Genomic DNA, 26,100 nt, shown 5'->3' with positions numbered 1-26,100 from the left:
GAATGAAGACCCCATTTTATTACCCGGGAGCCAAATAAAAATGAAAAGCCCTGTTATGAAAAAGACGCTTGCCCTGTGGGTGACCTTATTGTCGCTGGCGTTCACCGGCCTGGCGTTTGCCGCGGGTGATGTTGATCTCAGCAAGTCTCCGGAAGTGTCCGCCTCGGTCGGCGGGCCGATTTCGATGCCGAAACAACAGGAACGGATGGCGCTGAACTATGTCAATCAGCCGCCGATGATCCCGCACAGCGTTGACGGTTACCAGATCAGCAAGAACACCAACCGTTGCCTGCAGTGCCACGGGGTGGAGCACTACCGCACCACCGGCGCACCGCGCATCAGTCCGACGCACTTTATGGACCGGGACGGCAAGGTGCTGAGCGATGTCGCGCCACGTCGCTACTTCTGCCTGCAGTGCCACGTACCGCAAACCGACGCGGCGCCGATTGTCGGCAATGATTTCCAGCCCATGCCGGGCTTTGGGCGCTAAGCGGGGGAGCTATGAGCGAACGCAAACACACCACGACTGAGAAAAAGCCCGGCCTGCTGTTACGTTTATGGCGCTGGTGGCGCAGGCCAAGCCGCCTGGCGTTGGGCACGCTGTTGCTGCTGGGCTTTGGCGCCGGGATCATCTTCTGGGGCGGCTTCAATACCGGCATGGAGGCGGCGAATACCGAGCAGTTCTGTATCGGCTGCCATGAAATGCGTGAAAACGTCTACGAGGAGTACATGGGCACGGTTCATTACAACAACCGCAGCGGCGTGCGTGCGACCTGCCCGGATTGCCATGTGCCTCATGAATGGGCGCCGAAAATGCTGCGCAAGATAAAGGCCAGCAAGGAGTTGTACGCCAAGGCGTTCGGCCTGATCGACACGCCGCAGAAGTTTGACCAGCATCGGTTGGCGATGGCGAGCAACGAATGGGCGCGAATGAAGGCCAACGATTCTCAGGAGTGCCGTAACTGCCACAACTTCGAGTATATGGACTTCACCGCACAGAAAACCGTGGCGGCGAAGATGCACGACAAGGCGGTAACGGAAGGCAAGACCTGCATCGATTGCCACAAGGGGATTGCGCACAAGCTGCCGGACATGCGCGACGTTCCTAACGGGTTCTAAATCTTTTGCGGTCAAATGCCCCGTAGCGCTCCATGAGCCGCGGGGCTTTTTTGTTGCAAATCCATTGCCCCTTCGGCGCTTAATCGCGGTATCATTTTTGCGTTTCAGCTAACGGAAAAGAAGAAGGGTTCATGTCGGCGAAAATTGAGAATGTGAAGAAAGAGCTGCTTTCGGATAACTGGTATGTGCTGCACAAATATACTTTTGATCTCAAGCGTAAGGATGGCGGCTCCGTTCAGCAGATGCGCGAAGTCTACGATCGTGGCAATGGCGCCACCATTTTGTTGTACAACCGTGCCAAAGGGACCGTGGTGCTGACCAATCAGTTCCGCATGCCGACCTATGTGAATGGCAACGACAGCGGCATGCTGTTAGAGGCCTGTGCCGGCTTGTTGGATGCCGATTCTCCAGAGCAATGCGCCCGTCGCGAAGCGGTAGAAGAAACCGGTTTTCAGGTCGGTGACGTGCAGAAGATTTTCGAAGCCTATATGTCGCCAGGCGGCGTAACCGAAATCGTCCATTTCTTTATTGCCGAGTACCATGACGACGAGCGCAATGCGGCCGGCGGCGGTATCGAAGACGAAGATATTGAGGTAGTAGAAATGCCCTTTACCGAAGCGGTGGCGATGATTGCCGACGGCCGTATTAAAGACGGCAAAACCATCATGCTGCTGCAGTACCTGCAAATTCATCGGATCATGGGCTGAGACCTGCTGGTCATCTCGCCGGTGAACGGCGAGATGACCCCACGTTCGCTAACTATGCTTGTGGGCGTTAGGTGGGCCCGTCGGTATTTTTTGTGGCATCGTCGGCATGTATAAGGAATGGCAGAGCCGCTTATTGTTCAATTGCTTGCTTCTCCTCAGCTCGCCTGGCGTGGTCTTTAGCTGTTTTTTGAATATTCGGGTAAAAACCTGCTGAGAGTCAAAGCCATAGTCTAGTGCGATATCCATGATTTTTCTGTCGGTGAACCTCAGGGCGATAGCCGCCTCGGTGACTCGTCGCATTCTGATATATTGGGCAATGGTCAGTCCGGCATGCAATTTGAAAAGCCGCTGAATATGGAATCTGCTGTAGCCGGATTTCTTGGCAATGGTTTCAATATCCAGCTCTGCACCCAAATTGTTTTCTATCCATTTAATCATGTCATTAATAAAAATCTGCATATTAATTGCCATGGAAAACTCCTTTTATCGCATCGGCTTTTTGGGGTGTTCATACTCTGTTGCTTGGGTGAATGGCCTCTGATTTATAAAAAGAATGCTGACAGCGGGCGGGATAGGTTCCTGATGTCACGCATGGCTAGAGGGAAAGATACCGTCGAACAGCAGATCGATTTCATTGGGGGTTAACAAGGACGAAATATCGGCGCCGTTGACATACCAATAGGACAGGGAGTGAAAATCGTTCTCTTTGAACAGGGCGTCCAACGTGCTGGTCGCGATGGTGATCGGGACGTAAACCAGGTTGTTCTTTATCATGGCGTGCAGCTTATGCTGCCCCAAAATCAAACCCAGTTTGAACGTATAGTGAATAATGGCGTCTGCATTGACGCAGAGCAGGCGCTGCAGGTTAATCACCATAATGTCATGCGAGATAACCTTCACGATAACGGCGTTTTTCGTCTCCTCATCCCAGATTAAAATGTCGCCATCCGCCAGCGTGCTGTTGGGTGGCATAAACACGGCCAGCCTCAGCCCATCATGGGTGGATTGTTGATGACATTCTTTTTCCAACTGCGCGGAATCCAGAATGAGATAGTCTGGTGAGGTTCCGCGGATCTTGTCTTGCCACTCTTTGTGCCGATTTATGTTTCCAAGTGTTTCACTGATAATAATCATGGTGTCTCCCTCATGTCAGTTTTAAATATCCCTATATCATTGTCTCCGTTGATTCTAAATGCGGAAGGAAACACTTTTCTCTTGTTTTTTTATTTTATCCTTTTGGGTTTTTAAAATAGGAATGAAAATTACACGCTATGTTCGTATCGTTCAATCTATTAATTTTTATCTTTTGATCGGTTAAATCTATCGGTAGTATCGATCAAAAAATAAATATCAATAGTTGTTAGCTATTGTGTTTTGTCGAGATTGTTTGTAATCAATTGATTTTATTGGTTGTTTTGTTTTTGTTGTTTAAATGTGCACAGCATGTTCCAAGGGGCGCTGTTTCATTAGTTATATGAGGTGCTTATTAATATGCCATTTTGCAATAAAAATAATGGCACTAAAAATCAATAAACATCTCGAAAACTGATTTCTTAATAAAACTATCGCGGGGGTTATTTTATTTTCATTATGTCTGGTGCGGGTTTTGACGTCATTTTAAATAAAGTAAAGTTATAAACTACCTGCTTGTGGTTAACTCAATCGAGTGGAAGTTAATAGGAGTTTTAAAAAGAGTCTCCACCAGAACGAAAAAGCCCGGCAAGATGCCGGGCCTGGGGTAACGCGACGCGAGATGCCTTATTTCAGCAGTGCCTGCGCCTTGGCCACCAGGTTATCCACGGTGAAGCCGAACTCTTTGAACAGCTGCTCTGCCGGTGCCGACTCACCAAAGGTGGTCATGCCCACGATAGCGCCGTTCAGGCCCACGTACTTGTACCAGTAGTCCGCGATACCCGCTTCCACCGCCACGCGGGCAGTGACCGCCGCCGGCAGCACGGATTCACGGTAAGCCGCGTCCTGCTTGTCGAAGGCGTCGGTAGACGGCATCGAGACCACGCGCACCTTGGTGCCCGCCGCGCTCAGCTTGTCTGCCGCTTCCACGGTGATGCCCACTTCCGAACCGGTGGCAATCAGGATGACGTCCGGCGTACCGGCACAGTCCTTCAGCACGTAGCCGCCGCGGTAAACGTTGGCCAGCTGCTCCGCGGTACGCGGCTGCTGGGTCAGGTTCTGACGCGAGAAAATCAGCGTGGTCGGGCCGTCATTGCGCTCGATGCCGTACTGCCAGGCAATCGCCGATTCCACCTGGTCACACGGACGCCAGGTGCTCATGTTCGGGGTCACGCGCAGGCTGGCAATCTGCTCAACCGGCTGGTGCGTCGGGCCGTCTTCGCCCAGACCGATGGAGTCGTGGGTATAAACGAACACGTTGCGGATTTTCATCAGCGCCGCCATGCGCACCGCGTTACGGGCGTATTCCACGAACATCAGGAAGGTCGCGGAGTACGGCAGGAAGCCGCCGTGTAGCGCGATGCCGTTGGTGATGGCGGTCATGCCGAACTCGCGCACGCCGTAGTGGATGTAGTTACCTGCCGGGTCAACGTTCAGCGCTTTCGAGCCGGACCACATGGTCAGGTTGCTTGGCGCCAGGTCAGCGGAGCCGCCGAGGAACTCAGGCAGCACCTTGCCGAAGGCTTCCAGCGCGTTCTGCGAGGCCTTGCGGCTGGCGATGTTGGCCGGGTTGGCCTGCAGCTGCTCGACGAAGGCTTTGGCGTCGGCTTTCCAGTTGGCCGGCAGTTCGCCGTTCATGCGGCGTTTGAACTCGGCAGCCAGTTCCGGGAAGGCCTTGGCGTAGGCGGCGAACTTGTCGTTCCAGGCCGCTTCTTTCGCCTTGCCGGCTTCTTTGGCGTCCCACTGGGCATAGATGTCCTGCGGGATTTCGAAGGCGGCGTATTTCCAGCCCAGGGCTTCGCGGGTGGCGGCCACTTCGGCGGCGCCCAGCGCAGCACCGTGCACGTCGTGGGTACCGGCCTTGTTCGGGGAGCCGAAACCAATCACGGTTTTGCACATCAGCAGGGACGGCTTGTCGGTGACCTTGCGGGCTTCTTCAATCGCGGCCTTGATGGCATCCGGGTTGTGACCGTCCACGTGACGCACCACGTGCCAGCCGTAGGCTTCAAAGCGCTCGGCGGTGTTGTCGGTGAACCAGCCTTCCACGTGACCGTCGATGGAGATGCCGTTGTCATCGTAGAACGCAGTCAGTTTGCCGAGCTTGAGAGTACCGGCCAGGGAACAGACTTCGTGAGAGATGCCTTCCATCATGCAGCCGTCGCCCATAAAGGCGTAGGTGTGGTGGTCGACCACGTCATGGCCCGGGCGGTTGAACTGCGCAGCCAGGGTGCGTTCGGCAATGGCGAAGCCGACGGCGTTGGCGATGCCCTGGCCCAGTGGGCCGGTGGTGGTTTCCACGCCTGGGGTGTAGCCGTATTCCGGGTGGCCCGGGGTTTTGGAGTGCAGCTGGCGGAAGTTTTCCAGCTCGCTCATCGGCAGGTCGTAGCCGGTGAGGTGCAGCAGGCTGTAAATCAGCATGGAGCCATGGCCGTTGGAGAGGACGAAGCGGTCACGGTCAGCCCAGTGCGGGTTGGTCGGGTTGTGGTTCAGGTAGTCACGCCACAGGACTTCGGCGATGTCCGCCATGCCCATAGGTGCGCCCGGGTGGCCGGAATTTGCTTTTTGTACGGCGTCCATGCTGAGTGCGCGGATGGCGTTGGCAAGCTCTTTACGAGAGGACATGTTTTACTCCAGAGTGATTACAGTTCAGCGGACAGCATGTCTTCCAGCTTTTGCTGGTCAACGGCGAACAGACGAATACCTTCGGCCAGTTTTTCAACGGCCATGGCGTCCTGATTATGCAGCCAGCGGAATTCGGCTTCGGCCAGCGGGGCAGGTTGGTGGAAGGCTTCGGTGGATGGCGTCAGTTTGCGTTCTACCGGTTGCTCGCTTTGTTTGAGCTGCTCCAGCAGGTTCGGCGCAATAGTCAGACGATCGCAACCGGCCAAAGCCAGGATCTGCTCTACCTTACGGAAGCTGGCACCCATAATCACGGTCTGATAGCGGTGCTGTTTGTAGTATTCATAAATGTTGCGCACCGATTTGACGCCCGGATCCTGCTCGGCGTCATAGTCTGCAGCAGGCTGTTTGGCCTGATACCAGTCATAGATACGCCCCACGAACGGGGAAATCAGGAACACGCCGGCTTCGGCACAGGCGCGGGCCTGGGCAAAAGAGAACAGCAGCGTCAGGTTGGTGTTGATGCCTTCTTTTTCCAGTTCTTCGGCGGCTTTGATGCCTTCCCAGGTGGAGGCCAGCTTGATCAGAATACGCGACTTATCAATACCCTGTTCTTGATACATGCCGATCAGCTTACGCGCCTTGGCCACGCACATGCCGCGGTCGAAGGACAGGCGTGCGTCCACTTCGGTGGAAATGCGGCCCGGCACGCTTTTGAGAATTTCGACGCCGATGTTCACCGCCAGTTTGTCGCTGGCGTTGATCAGTTGGGTTTCTTTATTGCCACCTTGCTGGCGGGCATAGTTCAGAGCTTCGATGATCAGTGGCTTATATTGAGGCAGCGCAGCGGCTTTCAGAATCAATGAAGGGTTAGTGGTGGCATCCTGCGGTTCGAACTGGCGGATGGATTCGATATCGCCGCTGTCGGCTACCACCGTGGTGAGCTGCTTGAGTGCGTCTAATTGGTTCATTAATAAGCTCCTTGACCAAACGTCAATGTAGGGAAATGAGAACGTTTTTCATCGTAGGCTGAACACACTGCATCAGAAGCCCGATGATTAAAATGCGCTTTTTCTGATTGTTGCGATGGATAAGAACAATGGATCCCGAAACGAGCCAGGTAGGGCGCGGTTTTGCAGCCGCTTACCTCACCTGCGAAGGCGGTGTCAGTATGGGCTGACCGAGGGGAAAAAGATGTGGCATAGCGCACTCGCAATAAAAAAGGGTTCAGCACCCGGCTGAACCCTGTGGTATTTCGCTTCCTTATTATTTGGTCAAGTTAACGTCAATCGCCTGATAGAAGGCATTGGTCGTATCTGCTACATCCCACACGGCGAGGATGACGTGCGAACCGCTGCGGTCTGCAGGTATGTTGCACTGGTGGGTGACCTGCGCGGCTGGAATCGCACCGCCGTCGTTCTGTTGACAGAACGGCGTCAGGTCAAAGGACGCACGGGTCAGTGGCTGTGACGCATCCCAGTTCGGCTTGGTAATGAAATAACGCCAGCTGGTGGTGCTGTGGCGAGCGGTCAGTCTCCAGGTGAAGGAGTTGGCGCCGGTGTGCAGATTGATCTTGTTCCAACGGGTTGGCGTTTGCTGATCCAGTTCGAAGAAGGTGGATTTGTCGGCGCTGGCGATATGCCCGTCAGCCGGACCCGCCTGTGGGAAGCCTTTCAAGCCTTCAACGCTCTGTGGTTCATATTGCACACTGCCGCATTGGGTATTGAGCTGCAGTTTGCACTGATAGGAGCGGCTGGCCGGCGTTTCGACGTAACCGTGGGCGGCGGCCTGTTGTGATACGCCGAACAACGCGGCGCTCAGCAGGCCAAGGGACATAAGGGTACGGGAAGTATTGTTCATAAGTCACTCCTGACTGAAGTTGTATTGTAAGTTGGGTTTATTTTCACCGACAAAAAGAGAGGTTATTAAAAAATTAAAAACATCATTCTTGGCGGCTTGTTTTATTTTTACCCTTAGACTCAGCTGTCAGGGTGGAATGTTTTATAGGCTATTAACTAAAATTATTATGATGATTGTCTTTTATTTCTTGATTGAATTTATTTAAACACTGCTGTCTAAAAAAACGGCGTCATGATGAATTTTATTTAAAGTGTTGATGAATAGTCTTTCAGATGACGTGCTGCAATATAGAGTATATTGCTTGTGGTTTTGCTTACTCTTGTGTGACTTGAACGACTTTTACGCGCCAACCACTTGGGAATTTAGTGTCATTTTTTTCTTATTTTATGTCAAAGAGGAATTTGTATGACTAGATTATCCCTGGATGCGATTAAAATAATCAGCACCATCAAAAGTACCGGCTCTTTCTCAATGGCGGCGGAGGCGTTGCATAAAACCCCTTCGGCAATATCTTACCGGGTTTCCAATATAGAAAGTAAACTCTGCGTGAAACTTTTTCATCGTAATGGGCCGATGATCACCCTGACAGATGAAGGGGAATTCTTATTGCAGGAAGGTGGCTGGATTTTAAATGCGGTACAGGATCTGGAGAGTAGGGTAAGAAACATCCCAAAGTTCGATAATAATATCCGCATCGTGGTTGATAATTTCTTTCCGCTGGAAACGCTCACCCAGGATATCCGCGACTATATCCAGCACAGCCCAAACGCCAACATATCCGTGCAGCGTGAAGCGCTGAATGGCACCTGGGATGCGTTGAAGAACAACCGGGCGGATTTGATTATTGCCATCGGCCAGATCCCGGACAGCGTGCAGGCCAAGACGCTGATGCTCGGCAAGCTGAATTTTGTGCTGTGCGTTTCTCCTTCTCATCCCTTTGCGGCGCAGAAAAAGCCGGTGGATAAAAACCAGCGGCTGAACGATATCGTGGTGGGCATTGCCGACAGCAGCCACGAGCTGCCCAAGCGTAACCACGGCGCCATGCCGTTGCAGCGCCAACTGATGGTATGCGACGTCGAGAGCAAATTGGCGCTGTTGAAGCGGGGTATTGGGCACGGCTTCTTGCCGCCGGCGCTGATAGAAAAAGAGCTGGCCAGCGGCGAGTTGGTGACGGTACCGGTCGATATGCAAAAAGGCGATGAAATGATTTGGCTGGCCTGGCATCCGGCCAGCAAAGGGGCCGGTTTTAGCTGGTGGCATGAGCGGCTGACGCGCAAGAGCGACGTCTTCAGTCTGCTGGGGCGGGAAGTAATACGTGATGGGGGTTATCCTTGGTGTAACAACTGAGGGAGTGACCACGAAGGGATGCGAAAATTAAACGTTTAATTTGCAGGCTGCGTCCCACCATTGCACGTGGGCGCCGCTGGCGGTCATTTGGACGCGCAGCAAGGCGCGAGTCGTGAGGTTTGGCAGGCCAAATAAGCGGCTCGTAACACAGGTGCGCGTTCAAATGGCCCCAGCCCTTCGGGTCGCGCCCCAAAAGCCCGTACTCTGCGTTGTCGGGCTTGAACGTAGGCCCGCTATGCCCAGCACCCTCCGCCTTGATTACGGGCTTTTGGGTCTGCGACGGCGTCATGTGCAATGGTGGGACGCAGCCTATAACCCCGTCGCCATCAGCCCCGGGGTTTTTTTATGTCGTCGCTGACCGTTACGCCACTCGACCCACTTTCAGCCAGGCGGTATCGGAACCCGGCACGGCAGTGATATAGCCCCACTTGGCCTGCCAGACATAGCCCTGATACGACACCAATGCTCCTTGGTTATAGGTGGTACCGGCAACGTAGGCCGGGGCGCTCATGATTGGCAGATTACCTGGGCCAACGCCGGTATAGCGCAAGCCGGTGCCCATATCCAACTGGCTGTCGTCATAGTCCGGTGCGTTGAAGTAACGGTCGAGTGAGGCCAACAGATCGCCATTGCGGTTGTCCTGGCCCAGGTGCCAGAACATCACGCCGCCCAACTGCTGCTGTTTGATGTACTTCGCCTTGTACTTGAAGCTTTCGGCATCGTCATAGGTGACGAACAGGCCATTGGCCGCGTGGTACAGATACGGCGTTTTGGTTTTATCGTTCCACAGGCGCTGATAGCCGTAGTTGCCCAACAGCATTTGCTCCAGCTGGCGGTAAGAGGCGATGCGGGGATCCTTGTCGCGGACGCACTCTTCACAGCCGACCAACCAGTAATCGGTGCCAGGGAAGGGATCTTCCCCCGGCGTGCTGTGGCTGCTGTACTGGCCGCCGTTAGTGGCGCTGACGCCTTTGAACGCCCGGCCGTAGAACGGCACGCCCATGACGATCTTGCTGCTCGGCACGCCTTCCAGCATCAGATGTTGCTGTACGGCGGCGTCTACCGTCAGGCTGAACGGGCTGGGGAAGGCGCGAGTCAGCTCTTCCCAGCTCCAGCCGAGATTGGCTTCACGCAGCGCGTTATAGAAGGTTGGCCCGGCGCTGTCGCCAAACAAGCCTGCCTGATGGTTGGTGATTTTTTCCCATGGACCGGCCAGATCGTAGGTCATCAGGTTGATGTAATCGAGTGAGGCGACGATCTGCGGCAGCTTGCTGTAGTAGCGCGACAGGAAGAACGCGCCACCTGCACCGGCGATGGTCAGTTGGTAAGGCAGCGCCTGACGGCCGTCGGCCTGGGTTTGCTGATTGAGCAGGGTGCGGATTTCCTGCAGCGCGGCGACAAAACCGTCGACCTCGCTGCTCTGCGGGTATTCCCAGTCAATGTCTACGCCGTCAAAGCCATAGTCTTTCATGATGCGGACGCAGGATTGCGCAAATTTGGTGCGTGCCGCCGGGGTTTTGACCGCGTTGACATAGTTGGCATGGGACACCCCCAGATCGTTGGAGTAATACCAGCCGCCGATGGAGAACATGATGCGCAGATTCGGGTTATGCGCCTTCAGCGCAGTCAAACGGCTAACCACATCACGCGCCTTGGCGTCATTGGTTTCCGGATCCCAGGCACACTCCAGATTGCTGTTAATGTCGAGGAACGAGAAATTAATGTGGGTCAGTTGCCTGGCCTTGGCCGGTGTAATATTGGACACCGGGAAAGGTACGATTGAAGTATCGGACTCGGTATAGTGATTAATTTGGTTAGTAGGAATGAAATAATAACCAATAACGGCTTTACGTTCTGACATGGTATTTCTCCAGAGTTAAGGTTTTTGTCATTGAGAGTGAATCTCCCGCCGCTATTAATGTTTATTTATCGGATAAAGAGAAGTCGAAATAAATCACAATAAAGATGAATTTTTTATCGGCTTGCCAAGTTATTTGGCAGGGCGGTGTTGTGCCATGGGTGAGCATGAATGAATTTGACTTTAGAGGCTGTATTTATTCATTTGCTTTGTTATAGCATCCTTAACTAGATTCTGATGGTACCGATATTCCACCGGCCGTGATTGGCGTTTAATTAAAATAAAATAGGAGTGTAGCTATGTCCAGCTTAGAGCCAGACGCTGTTGGCTTAATTATCCAGCGAGCATGTGAATATCTTCAGCCGGTGATGAATGCCATTTTGGCAGGGCTCATGGCGCTATTGCACGGGGCTTATCGCAATGTCGGTATGCGGCGCCGTTTATTAAATGCAGGCATGTGCGCGTTATTGGCCTGGACGGTGCGCGACGCCTTGGCGCTGACCGGGCTGGAATTAAAGTGGGCGAACCTTGCCAGCGTGCTGATTGGTTTTCTTGGGGCTGATTATATCAGCGCATTAATTAAAAGATTTATTGGCAAAAAAACGGGGTTTAAAGATGATAAATGAAATTGAAGACATTCATTTTACCGCACGCAGCGAGACCAATTTAATGGACGTGCATCCGGATCTGGTGCGGGTGATGCGGCTGGCGCTGCATTATTCGCTGGTGCCTTTTTCCATCACCGAAGGGCGCCGCAGCATGGCGCGTCAGCGTGACCTGGTGCGGGGTGGGCAAAGCCAGACGCTGAAAAGCCGCCATTTGACCGGCCACGCGGTGGACGTGGTGGCTATGCCGGCAGGCGTGGTGTCCTGGGAGTGGGACTATTATGCGCAAATCGCGGTGGCGGTCCGTCGTGCCGCGCGAGAGTGTGCGGTTGCCGTTGAGTGGGGCGGGGAATGGAAGACGCTGAAGGACGGGCCGCACTTCCAGCTTTCCTTTAAGGATTACCCGGCATGAGTGGTTGGCTGAGCAGGCTGGCGCAGGGCGGATTGCTGCTGTTGTTGTTGGTAGCCATCTGCCTTGGCGGCTACAGCTCGCTGTTGTCGCACCGGCTGGAGCTGGCGCGGCAGCAGGCGTTAGAGCAGCAAAAGACCCTGGCGCAGCAGGCGGGGTTGATTGCCACGCTGCAAACTCAGGATGCACAGAATCGTGCGCTGATGGCGGCTCAGCAGCAACAGGAGCAGCAGTTGCGGCAGCAAAGCGATGTTTATCAGAGGAAATACCTTGAAGCGATTAAAAATGACGCCTGCGCTGGGCAGCCTATGCCTGGCGCTGTTATTGAGCTCCTGCGCCCAACCGCCGCAGCCGGCAGTGCCGGTGGTACTGTTGCCCCCTGAAACGGTGTTTATTCCGTGCGAGCAGCCGCAGCTGCTGGGCAATACCTGGGGCGATGCGCTGAGTTATACCCTGGCGCTACAAACCTCGTTACAAATCTGCGCAGGCCGGGTGGCCACGCTGAATGCCTGGCGCGCCCAACTGCCAGCGCACTGATGGCAGTGTTTTTCTTCTTCGTCCTGTGGTACTTCTTTTTTTACTTTTATAAAACTATTTCGATCAAGGTTTTGGCCCGCTTCAAAGTTTGTGACGTTTCTCTCACTATACTACAAGGCTGCGTCCTGCCATTGTACGTGAGCGCCAGCCCTTCGGGCCGCGCCCCAAAAAACCGTACTTAGCGTTGTCGGGTTTGAACATAGGCACGCTATGTCCAGCATCCTCCGCCTTGATTACGGGCTTTTGGGTCTGCGACGCTGGCACGAACAATGGCAGGACACAGCTTAATAGCCTTACCTCAACATAAAAGCAAAAAGCATAGGAACCTACAATGGACGAACAGCTCAAACAGAGTGCGCTTGATTTCCACCAATATCCGGTCCCAGGGAAGATCCAGGTATCCCCCACCAAGCCGCTGGCAACGCAACGCGATCTGGCGCTGGCCTATTCGCCGGGCGTCGCGGCACCTTGTCTGGAAATTGCTGCCGATCCGCTGGCGGCCTACAAATATACCGCGCGTGGCAACCTGGTGGCGGTCATTTCCAACGGCACGGCCGTGCTGGGCCTGGGCAATATCGGTGCGCTGGCCGGTAAACCAGTGATGGAAGGGAAGGGCGTCCTGTTCAAGAAATTTTCCGGTATCGACGTGTTTGATATCGAAGTCGATGAGCTAAACCCTGACAAGCTGATCGACATCATCGCCGCGCTGGAGCCGACTTTCGGCGGCATTAATCTGGAAGACATCAAAGCGCCGGAGTGTTTCTACATCGAGCAGAAACTGCGCGAGCGCATGAAGATCCCGGTGTTCCACGACGATCAGCACGGTACCGCGATCATCACGACCGCCGCAGTGTTGAACGGCCTGCGGGTAGTGAAAAAGAATATTTCCGACGTGCGGCTGGTGGTTTCCGGAGCCGGCGCCGCGTCGATCGCCTGTCTGAACCTGCTGGTGGCCCTGGGGCTGCGCCAGCAGAACATTACCGTCTGCGACTCCAAAGGGGTTATCTACAAAGGCCGTGACGCCAATATGGAGCAGACCAAGGCGGCTTATGCGATTGAAGATAACGGCCAGCGTACGCTGGGTGACGCTATCCCTAACGCCGACATTTTCCTCGGTTGTTCCGGCCCGGGTGTCTTGACTCAGGATATGGTGAAAACCATGGCCAGGGATCCGTTGATCATGGCGCTGGCCAACCCAGAACCGGAAATCCTGCCGCCGCTGGCGAAAGCCGTGCGCCCGGACGCCATTATCTGTACCGGCCGCTCCGATTACCCGAACCAGGTAAACAACGTGCTGTGCTTCCCGTTCATCTTCCGCGGTGCGCTGGACGTGGGGGCGACCACCATTAACGAAGAGATGAAGCTGGCCTGCGTACATGCGATTGCCGATCTGGCGCTGGCAGAGCAAAGCGACGTGGTGGCGTCGGCCTATGGTGATCAGGATCTGTCATTTGGCCCTGAATACATCATTCCCAAACCTTTCGATCCGCGCCTGATTGTTAAAATCGCTCCGGCAGTGGCCAAGGCGGCGATGGAGTCTGGCGTGGCGACGCGGCCGATCGAAGACTTTGATGCCTATGTCGAAAAGCTGTCTGAATTCGTTTACAAAACCAACCTGTTCATGAAACCGATCTTTGCCCAGGCGAAGAAGGAAATGAAGCGGGTGGTGATGGCGGAAGGCGAAGAAGAAAGGGTACTGCACGCCACTCAGGAGTTGGTGTCGCAAGGCTTGGCCTATCCGATTCTGGTGGGGCGCCCGAGCGTGATCGAAATGCGGCTGAAAAAACTCGGTCTGCAGCTGACGCCGGGTAAAGACTTTGAAGTGGTGAACAACGAGTCCGATCCGCGTTTCAATGAATACTGGGGCGAGTACTACCAGATCATGAAACGCCGCGGCGTTTCGCAGGAACAGGCGCGCCGTGCGGTGATCGGCAACCCGACGCTGATTGCCGCCATCATGCTGCATCGTGGCGAGGCGGATGCGATGATCTGCGGCACCATCGGCAGCTATCACGAGCATTACGACGTGGTTGAAAAAGTATTTGGCTTCCGTGAGGGCGCCCATGTCGCCGGGGCGATGAATGCGCTGCTGCTGCCAAGCGGCAACACCTTTATCGCCGACACCTATGTCAATGACGATCCGACGCCGGAGCAACTGGCGGAAATCACCCTGATGGCGGCGGAAACCGTGCGTCGTTTCGGCATTGAGCCGAAGGTCGCGTTGCTGTCCCATTCCAGCTTTGGTTCTTCCGATAACCCGGCAGCCTGCAAGATGCGTAAAACGCTCGAGTTGGTGAATCAGATGGCACCGGAGCTGGAAATCGACGGCGAGATGCACGGCGATGCCGCGTTGGTTGAGAGCATTCGTAATGATCTGATGCCGGACAGCCCGCTGAAAGGCTCGGCCAACGTGCTGATTATGCCGAACATGGAAGCGGCGCGTATCAGCTACAACCTGCTGCGTGTGTCGTCTTCGGAAGGGGTTACCGTGGGGCCGGTGCTGATGGGAGTAGCGAAACCGGTACACATCCTGACGCCAATCGCCTCGGTGCGCCGCATCGTCAACATGGTGGCGCTGGCGGTTGTGGAAGCGCAGACCGCACCGTTATAAGCCTTCGGCATTAAACCGCCCCCTGACGCCTTGGCTCAGGGGGCTTTTTTATGCCTTGCAGAGTGCCGCGATCTGGCGAATATCCTTTGGCGTAGTCCGGCAGCAGCCGCCGATCAGCCGTGCGCCGATGCGTTGCCATTCTCCTACCTGATCAATCAGGCTGCCGTGCTCGCCGCCGCAGGCGTGCCAGGTTTTGCTCACCGCGTCGTAATGTTCGCCGGAGTTAGGATAGACCAACAGCGGTTTATCGGTCAGCACGGCAAATTGGCGCAGCGCCGGAGCTACATTTTCCAGCGCAATGCAGTTGATGCCAATCGCCAACGCCTGCGGATTGCCGTGCAGCGATGCCAGCACCTGCGTCAGCGGCGTGCCGTCGCTGAGGTGTTGGCTGTCGCGCAGGGTGAAGGCGAACCAGGCGCCGAGCGTCGGGAATTCTTGCAACAGCGTGAGCAACGCCTGCAGCTCACTGAACGAGGGCAGGGTTTCACAGGCCAACAGATCTACGCCGGCCTCGGCCAACGCACGGATGCGTGGGCGGTGGAAGGCGATCATTTCTTCCTGCGGTAATGCGTAATCGCCGCGATATTCAGAGCCGTCGGCCAGATAAGCGCCATAGGGGCCGACCGAGCCGGCGATCGGCAAGGGGGTTGTCTGCGGGTGCTGAGCCAGATAGTCGCTGCGCGCCTGTTGCGCCAGGTGCACGCTTTTGGCGATCAGCGCCAGTGACTGCTCGTGATCCAGCCCCCGGCGCAAAAAGCCCTGCGGCGTGGCCTGATAGCTGGCGGTGATGGCGCACTGCGCCCCCGCGTTGAAATAGTCGAGATGAACCTGATAAATCAGCTCGGGGTTTTCGATCAGCACCTTGGCCGACCACAGGGGATCACTGAGGTCACAGCCGCGAGCCTCCAGTTCGGTCGCCAGTGCGCCGTCAAGGATCAGCGTGTTGTGGGTGGCCAACAGCGTGGCGACGGGGTTGTTAACCGACATGATTTTCTCCCAAAGATGTTTTTTGTCCGCTGCGGCGGGTCAGATAATAGGCGGCGTAGCACAGTGCGACGAACGGCAGCCCGCAGTAAAGCGCGATGCGCTGCTCCGGATCGAACGCCAGTCCGATACAGGCCAGCAGGCACAGGGAAAAACCGACGATCGGCGTTAACGGATAGCCCGGCGCGCGGTATTTCAGGCCGGCGATCGGCTGGCCGCTGCGCAGATAGTGGCGGCGGAAAGCGTAGTGGGAGGCGCAGATGCTCAACCAAACTGCCACCACGGCAAAGCCGGAAATGGCCGACAGGGCAACAAACACCGTGTCCGGCGCAATCACGCTGGTTAACAGCGCCAGTACGCCGCCAAGCATGCTGAAGGTCAGCGCATTGATCGGAATGCCGCGTTTATTGACGCGAGAAAAATAGGCCGGCAGGGTGCGCTGGTTGGCCAGCGACCACAGCATGCGGCCCGAAGCGTACAGGCCTGAGTTGGCGGCCGACAGGATGGCGGTCAGGATGACGAAATTAAAGATATCGGCGGCATAGGGCACGCCGATGCGTTCAAACACCAACACAAACGGGCTTTTGACAATCCCGGCCTGATCCATCGGGATCAGCGCAGCCAGAATAAACACCGTGCCGACAAAGAACAGCATCAGGCGGATCACCGTGGTGCGTATCGCCCAGGGCACCACCTTTTCCGGATTTTCGGTTTCGCCTGCGGCAATGCCGATAAGCTCCGTGCCGGAGAAAGCGAAGTTGACCGCCACCATCGTCATCAGGATCGGCAGGGTGCCGTTGGGCAGCCAGCCGGAGGCGGTCAGGTTATGCAGAAAGGGAGCCGGGGTGCCGTCTTTCATCGGCAGCAGGCCAAACATGGCTGCTCCGCCGAGGATGATAAACGCCAAAATAGTGATCACCTTGATCAACGAGAACCAGAATTCGCTCTCCGCGAAGAAGCGAGTGGTGACTACGTTGAGCAGGAAAATGGCCGCGCAGAAAATCAAACACCACAGCCAAACCGGCGACTGTGGGAACCAATACTGCATGCAGAAACCGGCGGCGGTCAGGCTGGAACCGAGTGCGACGGTCCAGGTGAGCCAATAGAGCCAGGCCACGGTATAACCGGTCGCCGGACCAAGATAGCGGGAGGCATAAACATGGAAGGCGCCGGTTTCCGGCATCGCCACCGAAAGCTCGCCCAGGCACAGCATGACCAGATAGACCACCAGTGCGCCAATCAGATAGGCCAGCAGGGTACCCAGGGCGCCGGTGGTGGAAATGATATAGCCGGTGTTGAAAAACAGCCCGGTACCGATCACGCCACCCAGCGACAGCATCACCAGGTGCCGGGCCTTCATGGTGCGTTTGAATTGCCCTTCGGCGGGGACAGGTGAGTGCATGGTGTTTTACCCGTATAGACGTCTAAGCTGCTAAATGGCTATTGGTTATACCTGCAATACTTCATGAAATCAATGCGTGGTCAGAGATCCTAAAGTAAAAAAATAGTTATCGATGTCGCAGGAAAGGGGGTTGTCTATATGCAAATGATAATTATTATCTATAATGTCGCCACTTTTTATGACAGGGCAGCATCATGAGACTTTTGATTTTATTGGCCGCGCTGGCGCTCGCCGCCTGTAGCCAAACCCCGGTTTCCTCGCCAAAAACTACCCTTGATAGTTTGGGCAAAATTACGGATTTGCGCAGTGGAGAAAGCCTGTCACCTGACCAGCTTCTGGCCCGTTTGGCCGCTCAACCGCGGGTCATTGTCGGCGAAAAACACGATAACCCCTATCACCATCAGATTGAGCTGTGGCTGGTGCAAAACCTGCCGCAGCAGCGTCCCCAGGGTAGCGTGCTGATGGAAATGATTAACCCGAATCAGCAAGACAAGGTTAACCAGGTGAAACAGTGGCTGCAGGGGGACCCCAGCGTTCGCGACGGACGCGTAGCGGAGTTGATCGGCTGGCAGTCGGGGTGGAAATGGTCGCTGTACGGCGATGTGGTAATGGCGGCGATGCGTGCACCCTATCCGCTGTGGTCGGCTAATCTGGATCGCGATGAAATCATGGCTTTTTATCAGCAGCCAAGTTTCCCGCAGGGCCAACTGTCGGTGCGTCCGGTGGTGCAGAAAGCGCTGGAGGAAACTATCCGCACTTCGCACGGCGGCAAGATTGAACCTCAACAATTGCATGCGATGCTGGCGATCCAACAGCAGCGTGACCGCCGCATGGCCGAACGCCTGCTGGCCGCGCCCACTCCCGCGCTGTTGATTGCCGGTGGCTACCATGCCGCCAAATCCGTAGGAGTGCCACTGCACGTGCAGGATTTGCAACCAGCTGCGTTGCCAACGGTACTGATGCTGGCGGAACCCGGGGTACAGGTCGACAAACAGGTGGCCGATTACCTGTGGATCACCCCGGCCGTAAAATGAATCTGTTAAGGCAGTGAAAAGGACTGTTAATAATAATTACAAATGATTATCATTAGCAAATGTGATCTGCAATCATTCGCAATTAAGTAATCTAATGTCCCTATGCTAAGTCAGTCTTTCTCTTTTTCGGCCCCTGCGATGCCGCAACCGCGCTGGGCGCGCGGTTTTGTGTGCGCTATCGCGGCACATGTGGCGCTGGTACTGTTGTTTTACTGGCCGCCACGCTCGCTGCCGCCGATGCAATTGCCGCCTCCGGCGGTAATGATGAGCTGGGCCGCGCAGATTGAAGCGCCGGAAAGTCCCAAACCCTTACCGCTAGGCGTACAGCAGGCGCAGTCGTCTGCTGCACAACCGGCTGAACAGCAAGAACAACCCGACTTACCAAAGCTGGCACGGGCTGAAAAAACCAAGATTGCCGTGGTCGAAAAGAAGCGAACTGAACAGCGGCCGCCGCAGAAAACTCAGTCGAAGCCCGAGGAGCAGGCAAAAGAGACCAAACACGCTGCGGCCTCCAGCGCCGCGGCACCGAAAGCGCTGAATGTTGCCCGGCAGGCGGCGGCACCGCTGAACAGTGATTCCGCCAGTCAACTGCAGGCCAAGCTGTCGTGGGAAAGTCAGGTTAAGGGGCTGCTGAACCGCATCAAACGCTATCCGTCGGATGCACAGCGCCGCCGCCGTACAGGCATGCCGCAGGTGGTCTTTACGGTGGATGCGCAGGGCCGGGTGTCTGATTTGAGATTGCAGGCGTCGTCAGGTACCGCCTCGCTGGATCGAGAGGCACTGGCGGTGGTGACTCGGGCGCAGCCTTTGCCGCAACCGCCGGTGGAGATGCTTCAGCAGGACAAGGTTCGGGTGACGATGCCCATCGATTTTAATCTGGCGGCGTTGCACGCCGTCCAATAGTTTATGCCCACGGCAGCGGCCTTTTGTTTGCTGAAACAAAAGCAGGCGTTGCCGATGTCAAACCATCGTGAGGGACTATGAAATATCCACTTTTGCCGGGTCGTTGTTGGCGTGCGGCAACCTCTGTCGTGATCTCATTAAGCTTAATGGGCCAGGCCGTTCAGGCGGCACCGCAGGCTCCCAGCGCGGAAATCATCCCGAAAAAGTTGACCGCCCAGGGTGAAACCCGGGTAGATGATTACTATTGGTTGCGCGACGACAGCCGCCAGAATAAAAAGATGCTGGATTATTTGACGGCGGAAAACCGTTATACCGAACAGATGATGCAGCCGTACAAAAAACTGCGCGATACGCTGTACCAGGAAATGCTCGGCCGCATGAGCCCGGAAGATCGCTCGGTACCTTATCAACTGAACGGCTACCGCTATCAGGAAAGCTATGCGGCGGGCAAGGATTTTGCCCTGTACCAGCGTCAGGCCCTTACCGCCGATGCGCCATGGCAAACGTTGCTGGATGCCAACCAGCGCGCGACAGGGCAGGCTTATTACCGTGTTGGCGGTCTGGAGATCAGCCAGGACAATCAGCGGATGGCGATCGCCGAAGATTATCAGGGGCGCAGGCAGTACCGTATTTCGTTGCGTAATGTCGACAGCGAGAAATGGGCCGCGGAAGTGATTGAAAACACCTCTGGCGACATGGTGTGGGCCAACGATGGCAAGACGCTGTTTTATATTCGCAACCATCCGCAAACCCTGTTGCCGTATCAGGTTTATCGCCATCAGTTCGGTACGCCGGTCGCGGACGATAAACTGGTGTATCAGGAAGATGACGCGGCGTTTTATCTGAGCCTGGCTCATTCCTCCTCCCGCGACTACCTCATTATTACCATCAGCGGCAACACTACCTCTGAGGCGCGGCTGATCGATGCCAACCAACCGCTGAAAGCGCCGGTGCTGTTTGCCGCCCGTCGGAACGGCCATGAATATTACCTCGACCATTATCGCGGCGAGTTCTATTTACGCTCCAATCACCAAAGCCCGCATTTTGGTCTCTATCACACCGCGGCGCTCGATAAACCGTGGCAGACGCTGATTGCACCGCAGGAAAAGCGCGAGGTCGAAGGTTTCACCTTATTCCGCGACTGGCTGGTGGTGAAAGAGCGTGGCGATGGCCTGGTACAGCTACGGCAAATCAGTTGGGACGGCAAAACCCAGCGCAGCATTCCGTTCGATGATGCCAGCTACATGGCCTGGCTGGGCTATAACCCCGATCCGGACAATCAGCACCTGCGCTACGGCTATTCGGCGATGACCACGCCGACCAGCACCTACGAATGGGATCTTGATAAAGGCACTCGTACCCTGTTGAAACAGCAGGAAGTGAAAGGCGTTGATCCCAGCCAGTACCACAGCGAACGGGTGTGGATCAGCGCGCGTGACGGTGTGAAGGTACCCGTCTCGCTGGTCTACAACCGTGCGATGTTCAAACCGGGGCTCAGCCCGCTGCTGGTGTACGGCTATGGCGCCTATGGCATGAGTATGGATCCGGCCTTCAGCGCCAACCGCATCAGTTTACTGGATCGCGGTTTTGTTTATGCGTTGATCCACGTGCGTGGCGGCGGTGAATTGGGGCAGAACTGGTATCAGCAGGGCAAACTGAGCCATAAACCCAACACCTTCAGCGACTTTATCGATGCAACCCAGGCGTTAATCAAACAGGGTTACGGCCAGCCGGGGCGTATCTATGCCATGGGGGGCAGCGCCGGCGGCTTGCTGATGGGCGCGGTGATCAATCAGGCGCCGCAGCTGTATAACGCGGTGGTGGCGCAGGTGCCTTTCGTGGATGTTTTGACCACCATGCTCGACGACAGCATTCCACTGACCGTCGGTGAATATGAAGAGTGGGGCAACCCAAATCAACCAGAAGCCTATGCGCTGATGAAGTCTTATAGTCCCTACGACAACGTACGCAAGCAGACGTACCCGAACCTGTTGGTGACCAGCGGCCTGTATGATTCGCAGGTGCAATATTGGGAACCGGCAAAATGGGTGGCCAAACTGCGTCGCTTTAAACAGGGCGATTCGCTGCTGCTGCTGGCCACCGATATGACGGCCGGGCACGGCGGAAAATCGGGCCGACTGACGCGGCTGGAAAATAGCGCCTTGGAATACAGCTTTATTTTGGCGGTGGATCAGAAAACGCGGAAATAACCCTTCTGGCCGCCAGGAAATAACCTGGCGGCTTATTAAAACGATAAAGCGTTAATTTTACCGTCGATTTCGGCGGGCTTTGTGCTGGGCATTGTCGGCCATAACATCTTTTTGGTCATTTCTGGGGATCTATGAAAATTAAATTACTGGTAAGCCTGATCGGTGCGGGAATAGCGCTGAGCGGGACGGCGACGGCTGCGCAAGACGGGGCAGACAATGGCAAGGGCAACGTGGTGTTTAGCCCGTTGAACGTTTCGGCTGCGACAGAAAGCGACCGTAGCGAAAAGGAGGCGTTAGAAAAACCGGGTGCCTTCAGCTCACGAGGGGAAAATAAGAATCTCGAATCGGTAGACAGCATTTTGCGCAGCATGCCGGGCACCTATACCCAAATCGATCCGGGCCAGGGATCGGTTAGCGTCAATATCCGCGGCATGAGCGGCTTTGGCCGCGTTAATACCATGGTGGACGGTATTACCCAGAACTACTACGGCAGTTCGCCGAGCGATGCAGCCCATGGCGGGTTACCCACCAGCCAGTTCGGTGCGCTGATCGACCCCAATTTTATCGTCGGCGTTGATGTAGCGCGCGGCAATGCGACGGGCTCCGCCGGAGTGAATGCGTTGGCAGGCAGCGCCAACTTCCGCACCCTGGGTGTGGATGACGTGGTGTTTTCCGATAATCCCTTTGGCGTGCGCACCAAATTTTCCGTGGGCAATAACGGCATTGGCCGCAGCGGCATGATTGCCGTGGGCGGGAAAACCGGCGCCTTTGGCGAAGGCGGCAGCCTGGGCGCGATGGCAGCCATCAGCGGCAGTTCCATCACGTCTAATTACAAAAACGGCTCCGGTTTTGACAGTGAAGAGTTTAACGTTGATAAAACTTATCGACAGAACCCTAAATCCCAGTTATTCAAAGTCGATATTAAGCCAGACGCTTTTAATAGTATCGAACTGTCGGCCAGGACCTACCAGAATAAAATAACCCGCCGTCATATCGACAGTAATGACTTCTATATTAAATATCACTATGCGCCTTTCTCCGAGCTGATTGATTTTAATCTGACAGCCAGTACCAGCCGCGGTGAGCAGAAATTCATGTCTGACAATATGGCAGGGTTTAGCGACAGCAAGGCGAAAAATATCTCGGACGCGCTGGACGTCAATAACACCAGCCGTTTCAGCCTGCAGGAAGTCGATTTTGCCTTCAGCTATGGTGGCAAGCTGATCCGTAACGAATACAAGAAGCACGCATCCGGGCTGGTAACCGACGATAACCAGGCGGAAAGTTCGCCGGTGGGGATCGCGGGTAAACAAAATATCGCCAGCCTTTACAGTGGGCTGCAGCTTAACTACGGCATCTGGCAGAGCAACTTTGATCTGAACTACAGTTCCTATGATATTTCCGGTTATAAACCTGCCTGTGATGAGCGCGTGGCCTGCTTCCCGCAGGGGGCCAGCAATATCAATTTGAAAGAGCACGGTTTTAATCCGTCGGTGCTGTTATCGGCGCAGGTGACGCCATGGTTGCAACCGTTTGTCAGCTACAGCAAGTCGATGCGCGGGCCGAATATTCAGGAGGTGTTCTTCGCCAACAGCGGCGGGCAGTCGATGAACCCGTTCCTGAAGGGCGAAACCGCCGAAACCTACCAGGCCGGCTTCAACGCCAATGCTCATGACCTGTTGTTCAAGCAGGACAGCTTCCAGCTGAAGGCGGTGTATTTTGAATCAAAGATCAAAAATTACATTTCCAGCCAAAACTACATGGTGTGCAGCAATCGCGAGAAGTGCAACCGCTCTCAGGCGACGCAGGAAGAGTGGGATAACGCCGATGTGAATGTCGTGATGACCATGTACAGCAATGCTTATGAGCCGGTCAGAATGCGTGGGGTGGAAGTAGAGGCAATGTATGATGCCGGTTTCGCCTACACCAAACTCTCCCTGAGCAAAGAGCACACCAGCCAACCGACCAATCAGGCCAGCAACGAATTCGGTGCCGGTGACATCAGCGAACTGCCGGAGTTTTATTTCACGTTAGATTCTGGGGTTCGTTTGCTGGACGAGAAACTGACGCTGGGCGGATTGGTCAAATACACGGGTAAAGCGGTTCGCCTGTCGCCAAATTCGGATCGGGACGAAAATGAGCAATTGCTGAAAGAGCCTGCGCCGCACATTCCGACGATTATCGATCTGTACAGCACCTATCAGTTCAACCGTAACCTGCTGTTGAAATTCAGCGTGCAGAACCTGATGGACAGAGACTATTCCGATGCGTTGAACAAGATGAACTCGATGCCGTCCCAGTCACAGGACTTCACACCGACCAACACCGCCCGCGGCCGAACCTATATCTTCGGCGGGGAGGTGCGATTCTAAGCGGAGTACGGGCGCAATCACTGCGCCCGTTTTGCCTGCTGCAACCACTTGTCCAGCTCGTTGGCGAACTGCTGACGGTCGCGCTGGTTCAGCGTATTCGGGCCGCCGGTCTGGATACCGCTGGAGCGCAGGGTGTCCATAAAGTCGCGCATGTTCAGGCGCTCACGAATGGTGTCCGGCGTATAGCGTTCCCCGCGCGGATTCAGCGCCACCGCGCCTTTTTCGATCACCTCGGCAGCCAGCGGGATATCGGCGGTGATCACCAGATCGCCTTTCTCGCAGCGGCGCACGATTTCGTTATCCGCCACGTCAAAACCGGCCGCCACCTGCAGAGTGTGGATATGCCTGGAAGGCGGCGTTCTCAGCGGTTGGTTGGCAACCAGCGTTACCGACATGGCGGTACGATCCGCCGCGCGAAACAGCACTTCTTTGATCACGTTGGGACAGGCGTCCGCATCGACCCAAATCTGCATTATTCTGGCTCCTTCAACCAATCGCGCACCGGCAGGAAATCACGGTAAAGGGCCGCTTCCGGGCTGTCTTCCGCCGGTTGATAGTTGTATTCCCAGCGTACCAGCGGCGGCATCGACATCAGGATGGATTCGGTACGTCCGCCGGTTTGCAAGCCAAACAGCGTGCCGCGGTCCCAGACTAAATTGAACTCGACGTAGCGGCCACGGCGATACAGCTGGAACTGACGTTGGTTATCGCCCCAACTCAGCGCCTTGCGTTTTTCCACGATCGGCAAATAGGCATCGAGGAAGCCTTCGCCCACCGCTTGGGTAAACGCGAAGCAGGTAGCGAAGTCGGGCGTGTTGAGATCGTCAAAGAACAGGCCGCCGATGCCGCGCGCTTCGTTGCGGTGCTTGATAAAGAAATAGTCATCGCACCACTTTTTGTATTTGGGATACACCTGCTCACCGAAGGGGGCGCACAGCTGTTCGGCGGTGCGGTGCCAATGAATGGCATCTTCTTTAAAGCCGTAGAAGGGGGTCAGATCAAAGCCGCCGCCAAACCACCACACCGGTTCTTCGCCCGGCTTTTCCGCAATGAAAAACCGCACGTTGGCGTGGCTGGTCGGGATATAAGGGCTGCGCGGGTGGATCACCAACGACACGCCCATCGCCTGGAAGCTGCGGCCGGCCAACTCGGGGCGGTGCGCGGTAGCGGAGGCGGGCAGGGTGGCACCTGAGACGTGTGAGAAGTTGACGCCCGCTTGTTCGAACACCGCGCCGTCGGTCAATACCCGGCTGCGGCCACCGCCGCCTTCTTCCCGCGTCCAGCGGTCTTCGTTGAAAACGGCGCCGCCGTCGGCCTGAGCCAGCTGCGTGCAGATGCGGTCCTGCAGTGCCAGCAGGAAGGATTTTACTTCTGCGATGGTCGATAAACTCATACGGATTAATTCACAGCGTCTGACTGAACAAGCCGCAGAGTATACCTTTATTCACCGTGGCTGGCAGTATCAGCCGGGTTTTCGTTGGTGTGAATCGTAATAGCTGAAGAAACTGATCACGCCGTCGGCGATGGCGCGGGCGATTTTCTCGCGGAATGCGGTGGTGCCAAGCAGGCGTTCTTCCGCCGGATTGGTGATAAACGAGGTTTCGACCAGTACCGATGGAATCGACGGGGATTTCAGCACCGCGAACGCCGCTTGTTCGGTGCTGTTGCTGTGCAGATGATGTACCGGACGGATCTGGCCGAGCACGTGGCGGCCGAGCGTCAGGCTGTTGTTGATGGTATCGGTTTGCACTAGGTCGAACAGCACCTGCTGCAGATAGTTGTCCTGATTTTTGTATTTGCCACCGGCCACGTCATCGGCGGCATTTTCGCGGTTGGACAGATAACGCGCCATGGCGCTGCTGGCACCGCGATTGGACAGGGCAAACACCGAGGCACCGGAGGCTTCCGGGCTGGTAAAACCGTCGGCATGGATAGAGATAAACAGATCGGCCTGATGCTGGTGGGCAATCTCCACCCGCTGAAACAGGGGGATAAACTCGTCTTCTTCCCGCGTCAGGCGCACTTCAACGTGTTCCTGTTCGTGCAGAATGCGACGCACGTGGTTGGCAATCTCCAGCACCACGTGTTTTTCCTGCGAACCTTCTCTGCCGACGGCGCCCGAATCGATGCCGCCGTGACCGGGGTCGATCATCACCAGCCTTTTGCTGCCGCTGGGTTTGGGCGCAGTTTTAGCGTGTTGCTTGCGCAGCATGCCGCCGGTTTCGGCTTGGGCCGTTTGGCTCTTGCTGCCGAGCAGCACCAGCGCCAGACCAGAAAGCAGTAATTGACGTCGCGTGGGGGAAACGGGGAGCGGTTTAAAATTGAGGAATGGTTTAACCTGCTTTTTCATAACGCTACGCTCCATCGACAAATTCTATTTTGCGACGTTATA

24 protein-coding genes are annotated in these 26,100 nt (G+C 55.6%); 13 read left to right on the top strand and 11 right to left on the bottom strand.

All coding sequences use genetic code 11. The features are described 5' to 3' along the window. Positions 1-40: 40 nt before the first annotated feature. The 3 genes from napB to nudK all read left to right on the top strand — a co-directional run bounded on the left by napB (position 41) and on the right by nudK (position 1,826). Positions 41-490, top strand: coding sequence for a nitrate reductase cytochrome c-type subunit (napB, locus tag H0S68_RS17825; RefSeq protein WP_410528885.1), 450 nt, complete (start codon positions 41-43; stop codon positions 488-490). A gap of 11 nt (positions 491-501) precedes the next feature. Further along, complete coding sequence (gene napC / locus H0S68_RS17820; protein WP_020828029.1) at positions 502-1,119, top strand: cytochrome c-type protein NapC; 618 nt, start codon at positions 502-504, stop codon at positions 1,117-1,119. Positions 1,120-1,250: 131 nt separating this feature from the next. Further along, positions 1,251-1,826: a GDP-mannose pyrophosphatase NudK gene (gene nudK / locus H0S68_RS17815; RefSeq protein WP_046372968.1), complete on the top strand. Its 576-nt coding sequence runs from the start codon at positions 1,251-1,253 to the stop codon at positions 1,824-1,826. A 48-nt stretch (positions 1,827-1,874) separates the two neighbouring features. Here the strand turns inward: nudK and H0S68_RS17810 are convergent, their stop codons facing one another. The 5 genes from H0S68_RS17810 to H0S68_RS17790 all read right to left on the bottom strand — a co-directional run bounded on the left by H0S68_RS17810 (position 1,875) and on the right by H0S68_RS17790 (position 7,436). Then, positions 1,875-2,297, bottom strand: a complete 423-nt coding sequence (locus tag H0S68_RS17810; RefSeq protein ID WP_020828027.1) for a helix-turn-helix domain-containing protein — start codon at positions 2,295-2,297, stop codon at positions 1,875-1,877. Positions 2,298-2,411: 114 nt separating this feature from the next. Next, positions 2,412-2,960 (bottom strand): urease accessory protein UreE, encoded by a 549-nt coding sequence (ureE, locus tag H0S68_RS17805; protein ID WP_128865037.1) that lies wholly within the window; start codon positions 2,958-2,960, stop codon positions 2,412-2,414. Positions 2,961-3,584: 624 nt separating this feature from the next. Continuing rightward, a complete protein-coding gene (gene tkt / locus H0S68_RS17800) occupies positions 3,585-5,579 on the bottom strand; it encodes a transketolase (protein WP_410528884.1) in 1,995 nt (664 codons plus the stop codon). A 17-nt stretch (positions 5,580-5,596) separates the two neighbouring features. Continuing rightward, positions 5,597-6,547: a transaldolase gene (gene tal, locus H0S68_RS17795; protein WP_046372969.1), complete on the bottom strand. Its 951-nt coding sequence runs from the start codon at positions 6,545-6,547 to the stop codon at positions 5,597-5,599. A 295-nt stretch (positions 6,548-6,842) separates the two neighbouring features. After that, positions 6,843-7,436, bottom strand: coding sequence for a lytic polysaccharide monooxygenase (locus H0S68_RS17790; RefSeq protein WP_020828023.1), 594 nt, complete (start codon positions 7,434-7,436; stop codon positions 6,843-6,845). Positions 7,437-7,841: 405 nt separating this feature from the next. On the opposite strand from H0S68_RS17790, the gene H0S68_RS17785 reads away from it, so the two are divergent. Continuing rightward, positions 7,842-8,783, top strand: a complete 942-nt coding sequence (locus H0S68_RS17785; RefSeq protein WP_020828022.1) for a LysR family transcriptional regulator — start codon at positions 7,842-7,844, stop codon at positions 8,781-8,783. A gap of 361 nt (positions 8,784-9,144) precedes the next feature. On the opposite strand, the gene H0S68_RS17780 is transcribed toward H0S68_RS17785, so the two are convergent. Continuing rightward, positions 9,145-10,644: a glycosyl hydrolase family 18 protein gene (locus H0S68_RS17780; protein ID WP_115058347.1), complete on the bottom strand. Its 1,500-nt coding sequence runs from the start codon at positions 10,642-10,644 to the stop codon at positions 9,145-9,147. A 296-nt stretch (positions 10,645-10,940) separates the two neighbouring features. On the opposite strand from H0S68_RS17780, the gene H0S68_RS17775 reads away from it, so the two are divergent. From H0S68_RS17775 to maeB, 5 genes are all read left to right on the top strand, one after another. Further along, on the top strand, positions 10,941-11,267 hold the full coding sequence (locus H0S68_RS17775; protein WP_020828020.1) for a phage holin, lambda family: 327 nt from the start codon (positions 10,941-10,943) through the stop codon (positions 11,265-11,267). Then, on the top strand, positions 11,257-11,658 hold the full coding sequence (locus tag H0S68_RS17770; RefSeq protein ID WP_410528883.1) for a M15 family metallopeptidase: 402 nt from the start codon (positions 11,257-11,259) through the stop codon (positions 11,656-11,658). The genes H0S68_RS17775 and H0S68_RS17770 overlap by 11 nt, the downstream gene beginning before the upstream one ends. After that, positions 11,655-12,038 carry a DUF2570 family protein gene (locus tag H0S68_RS17765; protein WP_115058349.1) on the top strand — a complete coding sequence of 128 codons (384 nt, stop codon included), beginning with the start codon at positions 11,655-11,657 and terminating at the stop codon, positions 12,036-12,038. Before H0S68_RS17770 ends, H0S68_RS17765 begins: the two co-directional genes overlap by 4 nt. Beyond that, positions 12,028-12,192, top strand: a complete 165-nt coding sequence (locus tag H0S68_RS17760) for a hypothetical protein (RefSeq protein ID WP_162302858.1) — start codon at positions 12,028-12,030, stop codon at positions 12,190-12,192. The genes H0S68_RS17765 and H0S68_RS17760 overlap by 11 nt, the downstream gene beginning before the upstream one ends. Before the next feature lie 331 nt (positions 12,193-12,523). Then, positions 12,524-14,803 carry an NADP-dependent oxaloacetate-decarboxylating malate dehydrogenase gene (gene maeB, locus H0S68_RS17755; protein WP_259218122.1) on the top strand — a complete coding sequence of 760 codons (2,280 nt, stop codon included), beginning with the start codon at positions 12,524-12,526 and terminating at the stop codon, positions 14,801-14,803. Positions 14,804-14,851: 48 nt separating this feature from the next. On the opposite strand, the gene mmuM is transcribed toward maeB, so the two are convergent. Together mmuM and mmuP are read right to left on the bottom strand one after the other, a co-directional pair. After that, positions 14,852-15,790 (bottom strand): homocysteine S-methyltransferase, encoded by a 939-nt coding sequence (gene mmuM, locus H0S68_RS17750; protein ID WP_410528882.1) that lies wholly within the window; start codon positions 15,788-15,790, stop codon positions 14,852-14,854. After that, positions 15,780-17,189 carry an S-methylmethionine permease gene (mmuP, locus tag H0S68_RS17745; protein ID WP_020828013.1) on the bottom strand — a complete coding sequence of 470 codons (1,410 nt, stop codon included), beginning with the start codon at positions 17,187-17,189 and terminating at the stop codon, positions 15,780-15,782. The genes mmuM and mmuP overlap by 11 nt, the downstream gene beginning before the upstream one ends. A 194-nt stretch (positions 17,190-17,383) precedes the next feature. On the opposite strand from mmuP, the gene H0S68_RS17740 reads away from it, so the two are divergent. The 4 genes from H0S68_RS17740 (at position 17,384) to H0S68_RS17725 (ending at position 23,708) form a co-directional block, all read left to right on the top strand. Further along, complete coding sequence (locus H0S68_RS17740) at positions 17,384-18,223, top strand: ChaN family lipoprotein (RefSeq protein WP_048760987.1); 840 nt, start codon at positions 17,384-17,386, stop codon at positions 18,221-18,223. Between the two features lie 102 nt (positions 18,224-18,325). Beyond that, on the top strand, positions 18,326-19,126 hold the full coding sequence (locus H0S68_RS17735) for a TonB family protein (RefSeq protein ID WP_142814715.1): 801 nt from the start codon (positions 18,326-18,328) through the stop codon (positions 19,124-19,126). 77 nt (positions 19,127-19,203) lie between these two features. After that, positions 19,204-21,336 carry a S9 family peptidase gene (locus tag H0S68_RS17730; RefSeq protein ID WP_410528881.1) on the top strand — a complete coding sequence of 711 codons (2,133 nt, stop codon included), beginning with the start codon at positions 19,204-19,206 and terminating at the stop codon, positions 21,334-21,336. 131 nt (positions 21,337-21,467) lie between these two features. Continuing rightward, positions 21,468-23,708 carry a TonB-dependent receptor domain-containing protein gene (locus H0S68_RS17725; protein WP_115058354.1) on the top strand — a complete coding sequence of 747 codons (2,241 nt, stop codon included), beginning with the start codon at positions 21,468-21,470 and terminating at the stop codon, positions 23,706-23,708. Positions 23,709-23,725: 17 nt separating this feature from the next. Here the strand turns inward: H0S68_RS17725 and H0S68_RS17720 are convergent, their stop codons facing one another. The 3 genes from H0S68_RS17720 to amiA form a co-directional block, all read right to left on the bottom strand. After that, positions 23,726-24,181 carry a YaiI/YqxD family protein gene (locus tag H0S68_RS17720; RefSeq protein WP_020828008.1) on the bottom strand — a complete coding sequence of 152 codons (456 nt, stop codon included), beginning with the start codon at positions 24,179-24,181 and terminating at the stop codon, positions 23,726-23,728. Continuing rightward, positions 24,181-25,101, bottom strand: a complete 921-nt coding sequence (gene hemF, locus H0S68_RS17715; protein ID WP_116690019.1) for an oxygen-dependent coproporphyrinogen oxidase — start codon at positions 25,099-25,101, stop codon at positions 24,181-24,183. Before hemF ends, H0S68_RS17720 begins: the two co-directional genes overlap by 1 nt. A 69-nt stretch (positions 25,102-25,170) precedes the next feature. Further along, positions 25,171-26,058, bottom strand: a complete 888-nt coding sequence (gene amiA / locus H0S68_RS17710; RefSeq protein ID WP_020828006.1) for an N-acetylmuramoyl-L-alanine amidase AmiA — start codon at positions 26,056-26,058, stop codon at positions 25,171-25,173. Positions 26,059-26,100 lie beyond the last annotated feature (42 nt).

The sequence above is a fragment of the Serratia sp. AXJ-M genome (assembly GCF_046531865.1).
Lineage (GTDB): Bacteria > Pseudomonadota > Gammaproteobacteria > Enterobacterales > Enterobacteriaceae > Serratia > Serratia liquefaciens.
Note: the sequence above shows the minus strand (reverse complement) of the source record. Positions and strands in the feature narration are given on the sequence as shown.